The sequence below is a fragment of the Parasphingopyxis sp. genome (genome assembly GCF_052168275.1).
In the GTDB taxonomy this organism is placed as follows: domain Bacteria; phylum Pseudomonadota; class Alphaproteobacteria; order Sphingomonadales; family Sphingomonadaceae; genus Parasphingopyxis.
Map to the genome: position 1 here is coordinate 1 of NZ_JBQLZM010000132.1, position 9009 is coordinate 9009.

Consider the following 9009-nt stretch of genomic DNA (forward strand, 5'->3'; position numbering starts at 1 on the left):
AAGCCTGCCGCCGGGCGGCGAACGGCCGCTGTTTCGTCCGCCGCGTCCGCGAGGAAACCGGCATCGCGCTCGACATCATCAGCCCGGAGGAAGAGGCGCGCCTCGCGGTGCTCGGCTGTCACATCCTGCTCGAACCGGGCGACGGCCCGGCGCTGATCTTCGATATCGGCGGCGGCTCGACCGAGCTCGTGCTGATCGAACCGGGCGGGGACGAGCCCGAGATCCTGTCCTGGTACAGCGCGCCTTGGGGCGTGGTGAGCCTCGCGGAAAAGGAATTCAACGACCTGACGACGCTGGAGGACCGGCTCGACACCTATCAGCGGATGCGCAACCGCGTGGCGGCGAGCTTCGCCGATTTCGCCTCGACCCTGCCGACGATCGGCTACCAGCCGCGCCTGCTGGGCACGAGCGGCACGGTGACGACGCTCGCCAGCGTCCATCTCGAACTGCCGAGCTACGACCGCAGCAAGATCGACGGGCTGATCCTGCCCTCCGACGCGCTGCGCGCGGTCAGCACCGATCTCGCGCACAAATCGGTACCCGAACGCGCCGAGATACCGTGCATCGGGACGGAACGGGCCGACCTCGTCGTCGCCGGCTGCGCGATCCTCGAGGCGATCCTCGACATCTGGCCCGCCGAGCGCATCGGGATCGCCGATCGCGGTATCCGCGAGGGCATCCTGCGCTCGATGATGGCGCATGACGGACGTCCGGCCGGGAAAGCGGCCCGATGAAACAGGTGCGCAAGGCGCGCGGGCGCTCCGAATCCTCGCGCCGCTGGCTCGAGCGCCAGATCAACGACCCCTATGTCAAACGCGCCCAGGCCGACGGCTATCGGGCGCGCTCGGCCTACAAGCTGATCGAGCTCGACGACCGGTTCGAGCTGCTGAAGGGCGTGCAGCGGATCGTCGATCTCGGCATCGCGCCGGGCGGCTGGTCGCAGGTGGCGCGGCGCAAGGCGCCGGGCGCCTCGATCGTCGGCATCGACCTGTTGCCGACCGATCCGATCGAGGGCGTCACGATCTTCGAGATGGATTTTCTCGACGAGGACGCGCCCGCGAAACTGACCGAGGCGCTGGGTGGCGAAGCCGATCTCGTCATGTCGGACATGGCGGCGAACACCGTCGGCCACAAGCAGACCGACCATCTGCGGACGATGGCGCTGGTCGAGGCGGCGGCGCTGTTCGCGACCGAGATATTGCGCCCCGGCGGCACGTTCCTCGCCAAGGTGCTCGCGGGCGGCGCGGACAATAGGCTGGTCGCCGAGCTCAAGCGCAATTTCGCCACGGTGAAACACGCCAAGCCGCCGGCCAGCCGCAAGGGCTCGTCCGAATGGTATGTGGTCGCCAAAGGGTTTAAGGGGCGGGAGTGAGCCTTTTCGGAAAGCTGTTCGGCAATCGCGACGAACCATCGCCCGGGATGGACCCGCTGCCGATCGATCCGAACGCCGAAACCCCGCCCGATCCCGACGCCACCGAACGGCTCCGGCAGCTGATCGCCGTCCCGCCCGAGCGGCGCGACGATGGCTGGGCACACGCTTTCTTTTCGACCCTGTGGACCGCCGCGATCGAGATCCCGTCTTCGACGCCCTTTACCGGACCCGACGGCTTTCCCTATTTGCGTTTCGACATGCCCGTCAGCGACAGTTTCGTCGGGCACAATCTGGCGGCGCTCGCCCGGCCCTGTCTCGACGCCGGCTCCGGGGCGGTCCTCTTCGCCGACCCCCAGGCCGACGAACCCGCCTATGTGATCCCGATGGGCGTGGTCGAAAGCCTCGTCCGCTATCGCGACTGGCGCGGCGATCCGGTCGACCTCGACGAAACCGGCGGCGGCGCCGAAAGCGGCACCGTCACGGTGAAGGCGGGGACGAGGATCGTGCAGAGCACGCCGTCCGCCGACTATCTGTCGCGGGAGGCCGCCCGGGCACTGGACCGGCATCTCAAGGAAATCTGGAAGGTGGCCGAACCGCGCGTGTCGCTGATGATGTCCGCCGAAACGCGGCCGTCCCGCTCGCTCGTCGTCAATGTTTCGAGGACCGCGTTCGGCAGCGACGCGCATGCCGACAATTTCGCCCGGGCCGTGCTCTGGTTCCTGCCGCCGTCGCGTTCCATCATCCTGATGCCGGACCATATGGACGAAGCGGAGATGACCCCGCTCGCCGATCTCGCGAACGGCTAGTCGCCGGACTGCGCGGCCCGCGCTTCCGCGACCGCCTGCCGCAGCCGGTCGTAACCGACGGCGCCCGACAAAATCCGGTCCCCGACGACGAAAGCCGGGGTTCCCGTCAGTTCGAGCCGGCCCGCCAGTTCGCGGTTGTTGCGGATTTCGGTCTCGATCGCCGCATCGGCGACGTCGCGCCGGACCTGCGCCGGATCGAGCCCGGCGCTGCGCTGGGCTTCGGCGATCGTCGCGCTGCCCGGGCGGCCGGCGTCGAACATCGCCTTGTGGAAATTGAAATAGTCGCGCTGACGCGCCGCGGACAGGCTGACCCGCGCCGCATCGACGCTTTCCTGGCTGAGGATCGGTAGCTCGCGGAAGACCACGCGGACATTGTCGTCCTCGGCGATCAGCCGCTCGATATCCGGCAGGCTGGTGCGGCAGAAACCGCAGGCATAGTCGAAAAACTCGACGATCGTGACATCGGCGTCCGCCGCGCCGGCCCAGGCGCCCTCGAACGGCGTTTCCAGCTCGTCGCGCACCGCCGAGATCATCTGCACCATCCGGCGTTCCTGCAACCGCTCCATCGCTTCGGGGATGATCTCGGGATTGGCGAGAATATATTCGCGGATCACGGTTTCGAGTTCGGACCGCTCGAGCCCCGCCGGCAGGCTGACCGGCGTCTGGCCGTCGGCCGCCTCGGTTCCGTCGGCGCGGAGGAAGACAAAGACGGCGATCGCGGCGGCCAGCGCCACCGCTCCGCTCACGATCCATCGGCTGGCGTTCATGCGTTCGTTCCGTTCATCCGTTTCACCGGTTGCGGCGCCGGCCGCCGCGTTCCTCGATCACGCTCTCGGCGATCATGGCGATGTCCTGCGCGCGCAGCCAGTCCGGCGTGCCCTGCGGAATGCCCTGCATCGCCTGGCGCGCGTTGACCAGCGCCTCCTCGGGCGATCCGGCCAGCGTCGCATATTCGGCCGTCGCCAGATAGGCGCGCGCGATATCGCCCTCCTGCGAATAGATATAGCCGAGGCGCCGCCAGGCGAAGGGATTGCGATTGTCGCGCTGGACCGCGGTGCGCAGCACCCGCCGCGCCTCGACCAGATGGTCCGCGTCCTCGGTCGCGATCAGCGCATGGCCGAACAGCGAGGCGATCAGCGGATGGTTGCGCGAATTAGCGAGCGCCGTGCGGAGGTCGGCTAGCGCCTCGTCCGGCCGGCCGGATTCGAGCAGGATCTGGCCGCGCAGTTCGAGGAAATAGGGATCGCCCGGCGCGCCCGCGAGCAGCGAATCGACTTCCGCCAGCGCGCGATCCGGGAAGGCCTGTTTGTGCCAGGCATAGGCCCGGGCATAGCGCGCCGGCACCGAGGTATCGCTTTCCGGATAGTTGATCAGCGTCTGTTCCGGCTGCTGGACGAAGCCGATCAGCTTCGCGCGCGCGCGCTGGAACCGCGCTTCGAGTTCGGGGTCGGTCTCCGCATTCCAGGCCGGGTCGTTCTGATAGAGTTCCTCGAGGATCGCCAGCCGCTCGCCGGTGAGCGGATGGGTGCGGTCATAGCTGTTGTCCTGCGGAATATTCAGCCGATATTCGAGATTCTGGAGCCGGCGGAAAAAGGCGAGGCTGCCACGCCCGCTGATTCCGGCGGTCGAAAGATATTGCGCCCCGGCGAGATCGGTCGTCGCTTCCTGCGCCCGGCTGAATGCCAGGAAATTGCCGATCGCGGCCCGCGAACCGGCGGACAGGACGGCGAGCCCGGCCTCCCCGGCGCCCGCCGCGATCGCCGCCGCGCCGAGCAACAGCGACAACAGGCTGATCCCGCCGGCGTTGCCCGCGGCGTCCTGGATCGCGATCGCATGGCCGCCCGTCACATGACCGATCTCGTGCGCGATGACGCCCTGCACTTCATTGGCGTTGGCGGCGGCCATGATCAGGCCCGAATGGATGAAGACACGCTGGCCGCCCGCGACAAAGGCGTTGATGCTCGTATCGCTGACCAGCACGATCTCGAATCCGTTGGGTTCGAGACCGGCGGCCTCGACGAGCGGCGCCGCCATGTCGTTGAGCAGCGTTTCGGTCTCGGCGTCCCGCAGGATCGACTGCGCCGCCACCGGGCGGACCGCCAGGACGAGACCGAGCAGCGTCACGAGCGCGAGACGCAGTATCATCTTCGCCGAAGCGGCGGAAATCGAGCGGGACCCGGTCATTGCCGGCACTGTCGGGCGTTGCGCCTGAACCGGGGATGAAAAGGGGGTCCCGGCGGTCATCGTCCGCTACTCGCCGAACGTCCGCTGCCACCAGCCGCGCCGGACGGGCTGATCCCCGCCGCCGCTTTCCCCGGCCTCGGCCATGGGAGGTTCTTCGCTCGCCACCGCCGTCTCCCCGCCATCGGCCTTTTCGGGCTTTTTGCGTGAACGTTTCGGCTTGGCGGGCGCCGCTTCCGCTTCGGCCGGTGCCGCATCCGCTTCGGCCGGCGCCCCATCGTCGCCTTCGGCGGGCGCTTCGACTGCAGGCGCCGCAGCGGCCGCTTCCGGTTCCGCCTTGCGGCGACGGCGCGGCGCGCGTTTCGGCTTATCTTCGGTCTCGGCATCCGCTTCTGCCGCCGGTTCCGCATCGCCCGCCGCTTCTTCGGGCTGGGCCTCGGTGTCGGCCTTCTTGCGCGAGCGGCGGCGTTTCGGTTTCTCCGCCTCGGCCGCCTCGACGTCCGCGTTCTCGGCTTCCGGAGCCTCTACTGCCGATGCATCGTCCGCAGCCTGGGCCGTGTCGTCCGTCTGCGTTTCGCCGTCCTGCGCATCCTGTGGGCCTTTCCGGCGGCGTCCGCCGCGGCGGCCCCGGCGCGATTTCCGGCGGGGCGCCTCCTCGTCATCGCCATCGCCTGCCCCGGCCGCCTGGTCTTCGTCCCGGTCCGTGCTTTCGCTTTCGGCATCGGCGGATTTCGGCTTGCCGCGCCGGCTGCGACCGCCCCGGCGGCCGCGACGGCGGCGCGAGCGGGGCCTTTCGTCCTCCTCGTCTTCGTCCTCTTCTTCGTCGATATCGTCGACGATATCCTCGTCATCGTCATCGTCATCCAGCGCCAGCGGTACGATCTCGACCCTCTTGGTCGGCGCGGGGCCCGACGCGGCGACGTCCATCGCCGCGCCTTCAAGGGCGCGATCCGGCAGCACCTCGATCGAGACGCCGTACAGTTCCTCGATCTCGCCCAGTTCCTTGCGCTTCGAATTCAGCACATAGACCGCGGCATCGCGCGAACAGGTGAGCACGAGCTTCGAGCCCTTGCCCTTCGCCGCTTCCTCCTCGAGCACGCGCAATGCCGAAAGCCCGGCGGAAGAGGCCGTGCGCATCAGGCCCGTGCCCTCGCAATGCGGGCATTCGTGGGTCGAGGCCTCGAGCACGCCGGTGCGCAGGCGCTGGCGGCTCATCTCGAGCAGGCCGAAGGACGAAATCCGCCCGACCTGGATCCGTGCCCGATCGTTCTTGAGCGCATCCTTGAGCGCGCTTTCGACTTTCCGGTTGTTCGAGCGGTGATCCATGTCGATGAAATCGATGACCACCAGCCCGGCCATGTCGCGCAGGCGCAGCTGGCGGGCGATTTCGCGCGCCGCCTCGATATTCGTCTTGAGCGCCGTCTGCTCGATATTGTGCTCGCGCGTCGAACGGCCCGAGTTGATGTCGATCGAGACCAGCGCCTCGGTCGGGTTGATGACGAGATAGCCGCCCGATTTGAGCTGGACGACCGGCTGGTACATCGCGCTGAGCTGGTCCTCGACCTGGTAGCGCTGGAACAGCGGCGTCGCGTCGACATATTGCTGCACGCGGCGCGCATGGCTCGGCATCAGCAGCTTCATGAAGGATTTGGCGGCCTTGTAGCCTTCCTCGCCCTCGACGATCACCTCGTCGATATCGCGATTGTAGATATCGCGGATCGCCCGCTTGATCAGATCGCTGTCGGTATAGATCTTCGCCGGCGCGGTGGCGTTGAGCGTGGTTTCGCGGATTTCGTCCCAGAGCCGGGCGAGATAGGTAAAGTCGCGCTTGATCTCGGTCTTGGTGCGCGTCATCCCCGCGGTGCGGACGATGCAGCCCATCGTATCGGGCAGTTTGAGATCGGAAATGACCGATTTCAGACGCTTGCGGTCCGATGCGTTGGAAATCTTCCGGCTGATCCCTCCGCCGTGCGACGTGTTGGGCATCAGAACGCAATAGCGCCCGGCGAGCGAGAGATAGCTGGTCAGCGCCGCGCCCTTGTTGCCGCGCTCCTCCTTGACGACCTGGACGAGCAGCACCTGGCGGCGCCGGATAACGTCTTGGATCTTGTACCGACGGCGCAGGTCCATCCGGCGCTTGCGGATATTCTGGACGGACGGCTCGTCATGATGCTCTTCATCGGCGTCGGCGTCGCCGGTTTCCTCGATTTCGGGCTCCTCGCCCTCCTCATCGGAATCGGCGGCATCCTCTTTCGCCTGCTCGTCGTCTTCGTTCTCGCGAAGCTTCGCCTCTTCCTTGGCCTGCTCCACTTCTTCGGCGAGCAGCTTCTCGCGATCCTCTTTCGGGATCTGGTAATAATCGGGGTGAATTTCGCTGAAGGCCAGAAAACCGTGGCGATTGCCGCCATAATCGACGAACGCCGCCTGCAGCGACGGTTCGACGCGGGTCACCTTGGCGAGATAGATATTGCCCTTGAGCTGTTTGTGGTCCTCGGACTCGAAATCAAATTCTTCGATCCGGTTGTTCTTGACGACGGCCACACGGGTCTCTTCCCGGTGGCGCGCATCGATCAGCATACGCGTTGCCATGTATTTGTCTCCGAACATGCCGAGCCGGCCAAGCTGGGCGGGCGGGCATGCGAATTGATAGGAATGGGCGATGTGCGACCGCGCCGTGCGGAATCGCACTTGGGGTCGTGCCCATTCGGGGTGAACTGAAATAAATCGCTTCTGCTGCGTCGGCATGTCCGGCCTCGGGGGCGGGACGACCTGCCACGAATGCAAGACGGCGCGGTTCGCGCATCGCTTGTCGTTCGGGAAGTGGGTGCCTCATGCAGCGTCAACCTGGTGAACCGGGCGGAAATGCGCCGGCCATGTGAAACAGGACGTTGCCATGCCGGTCAGCACATTCAACCCCCTATCGCCAAAAGCGCTAGCAGCGCCGTTCGCGCGCCGCAACAAAAACCGGCTCGGACGTGGCGCATAAACCCCGGACGAACATGGTGAACCCGCTGTTAACCGGACTATTTCACCTCGTTTTGAAGCCCCGCCCCTATCCCGGCCTGCGAACGAAAAAGAACAAGGGTAACCTTAATCATGTGTTTGCGCTGGACCAAAGGGGGGATAGCGCGGCAATATGGGACCATGTCCCTGATGCTCGCCATTTTTGCGATTTTCGGCTGGCAGCCCGCCTTGGCGACCGCCATCGAAGCCGTGAACGTGACGCCGGAACGGATCACCGTGCAATTCGACGATTATGTCGAGAACGCGTCCGCTTTCGTGCTCGACGACCCCTATCGTATCGCGATCGACGTCGCCGGTGCGCGCGCCGGCAGCGGCGTGGAAGGAGCGGGCCCGATCCGCGCCGTGCGCCAGGGCCAGTATGATCCGGAAACGGCGCGGCTCGTCCTCGATCTCGCGCGTCCGGCGGTCTTCGCCAATGGCAGTTTCGCCGCCGACGGCCGGTCCTTCACGCTCGATATCCGGCCGGTCAGCCAGCTCCAGTTCGCCAGCGCCGCCGATGCCGGCCGCGCTCGGTTCCTGCCGCCGATGGCGTTTCGCGCCCGGCCGCCGCGCGGCCGCGGCGAACTGACCGTCCGCCTGCCCCGCGCAACGCCGGCCGGCGAAATCGAACTGCCCGAGATACAGGGTCCGCGCGGCCGCCCACTGGTCGTTATCGACGCCGGTCATGGCGGCCACGATCCGGGCGCGATCTCGCCCTATGGCAATCGCCATGAAAAGGATGCGACGCTCGCGATCGCGCTCGCGACCCGCGACGCGCTCCTGGCCTCAGGCCGGGTGCGGGTGGCGCTGACCCGCGACGATGATCGTTTTCTCGTCCTGCGCGAGCGCTACGAGATCGCCCGGCGGCTCGGCGGCGAGCTGTTCATCTCGATCCATGCCGACAGCGCGGAGAACCGGGATGCGAGCGGCGCAACCATCTACACGCTCTCCGAAGTCGCCTCCGACCGCGAAACCGCCCGCCTGGCGAGCCGCGAAAACGCCGCCGACATCATCAACGGCGTCAATCTGGGCGGCGCGGACGACGATGTCCGCTCGATCCTGATCGACCTGACGCAGCGCGAGACGATGAACATTTCCGCCCGCTTCGCCTCGCTGCTGCGCCGCGAAGCCGGAGACACGGTGCCGTTCCGCAACGATTATCACCGCTTCGCCGGATTTGCCGTCCTCAAGGCCCCGGACATGCCGTCGATACTGTTCGAATCGGGCTATCTGACCAACTCGTCCGACGCGCGCCGCCTCTTCTCGCGCGACGGCCAGCGGGCGATCGCACGCGGACTCGCGGATGCGATCGAGACCCATTTCGCCCGCCGGATATCCAGCACCGACTGACCGCATGGCGCGATTGCGGCGCCCGGCAGCCTGCCCGGCCCGGGTTTCGCGGTCAAAAACCGGCTGGCATCGATAGGCAAAGCTGGTAAACCGGCACGCGATGACGGACACCGGCGAAACCAGCATTGGCGATACCAGCATAAGCGTGAGGCTCCGGCGCGAGGCGACGGGATTCATGGCCGGCGTGCAGCGCTTTCTCGGCAAGCGGCGGTACCGCTGGCCGCTCTACCTCCTCCTGGTCGCGATTCTCGCCATGATCGCCTTCTGGTTCACCTTCATGCGGGACCTGCCCTCGAC

General features: G+C 66.8%; 8 protein-coding genes. 5 read left to right on the forward strand and 3 right to left on the reverse strand.

Features of this window, described 5'->3' with window-relative positions:
• The 3 genes from ACTS1X_RS11800 to ACTS1X_RS11810 all read left to right on the forward strand — a co-directional run.
• Positions 1 to 734, forward strand: a 734-nt coding sequence (locus ACTS1X_RS11800) for a Ppx/GppA phosphatase family protein (protein WP_442614596.1), incomplete at its 5' end; no start/stop codon positions are given.
• Positions 731 to 1372 (forward strand): RlmE family RNA methyltransferase, encoded by a 642-nt coding sequence (locus tag ACTS1X_RS11805; RefSeq protein WP_442614597.1) that lies wholly within the window; start codon positions 731 to 733, stop codon positions 1370 to 1372. The genes ACTS1X_RS11800 and ACTS1X_RS11805, both read left to right, overlap by 4 nt.
• On the forward strand, positions 1369 to 2178 hold the full coding sequence (locus tag ACTS1X_RS11810) for a hypothetical protein (RefSeq protein ID WP_442614598.1): 810 nt from the start codon (positions 1369 to 1371) through the stop codon (positions 2176 to 2178). Before ACTS1X_RS11805 ends, ACTS1X_RS11810 begins: the two co-directional genes overlap by 4 nt.
• On the opposite strand, the gene ACTS1X_RS11815 is transcribed toward ACTS1X_RS11810, so the two are convergent.
• From ACTS1X_RS11815 to ACTS1X_RS11825, 3 genes are all read right to left on the reverse strand, one after another.
• Entirely contained in the window at positions 2175 to 2945 is a 771-nt protein-coding gene (locus tag ACTS1X_RS11815) for a DsbA family protein (protein ID WP_442614599.1), read from the reverse strand. The two genes, ACTS1X_RS11810 and ACTS1X_RS11815, sit on opposite strands and share 4 nt — an antisense overlap.
• A gap of 22 nt (positions 2946 to 2967) precedes the next feature.
• Positions 2968 to 4362, reverse strand: a complete 1395-nt coding sequence (locus ACTS1X_RS11820; RefSeq protein ID WP_442614600.1) for a M48 family metalloprotease — start codon at positions 4360 to 4362, stop codon at positions 2968 to 2970.
• A 66-nt stretch (positions 4363 to 4428) separates the two neighbouring features.
• Positions 4429 to 6948: an Rne/Rng family ribonuclease gene (locus ACTS1X_RS11825; protein ID WP_442614601.1), complete on the reverse strand. Its 2520-nt coding sequence runs from the start codon at positions 6946 to 6948 to the stop codon at positions 4429 to 4431.
• Positions 6949 to 7455: 507 nt separating this feature from the next.
• Here ACTS1X_RS11825 and ACTS1X_RS11830 point away from each other — a divergent pair.
• Positions 7456 to 8712 (forward strand): N-acetylmuramoyl-L-alanine amidase, encoded by a 1257-nt coding sequence (locus ACTS1X_RS11830; protein WP_442614602.1) that lies wholly within the window; start codon positions 7456 to 7458, stop codon positions 8710 to 8712.
• Between the two features lie 100 nt (positions 8713 to 8812).
• On the forward strand, positions 8813 to 9009 hold a 197-nt coding region (locus tag ACTS1X_RS11835; protein WP_442614603.1), incomplete at its 3' end, for a hypothetical protein.

Coding starts and splice junctions, on each gene's coding strand:
- ACTS1X_RS11805 (WP_442614597.1), top strand. CDS start 731: ATGAAACAGGTGCGCAAGGCGCGCGGGCGCTCCGAATCCTCGCGCCGC.
- ACTS1X_RS11815 (WP_442614599.1), bottom strand. CDS start 2,945: ATGAACGCCAGCCGATGGATCGTGAGCGGAGCGGTGGCGCTGGCCGCC.
- ACTS1X_RS11820 (WP_442614600.1), bottom strand. CDS start 4,362: ATGACCGGGTCCCGCTCGATTTCCGCCGCTTCGGCGAAGATGATACTG.
- ACTS1X_RS11825 (WP_442614601.1), bottom strand. CDS start 6,948: ATGGCAACGCGTATGCTGATCGATGCGCGCCACCGGGAAGAGACCCGT.
- ACTS1X_RS11830 (WP_442614602.1), top strand. CDS start 7,456: ATGTGTTTGCGCTGGACCAAAGGGGGGATAGCGCGGCAATATGGGACC.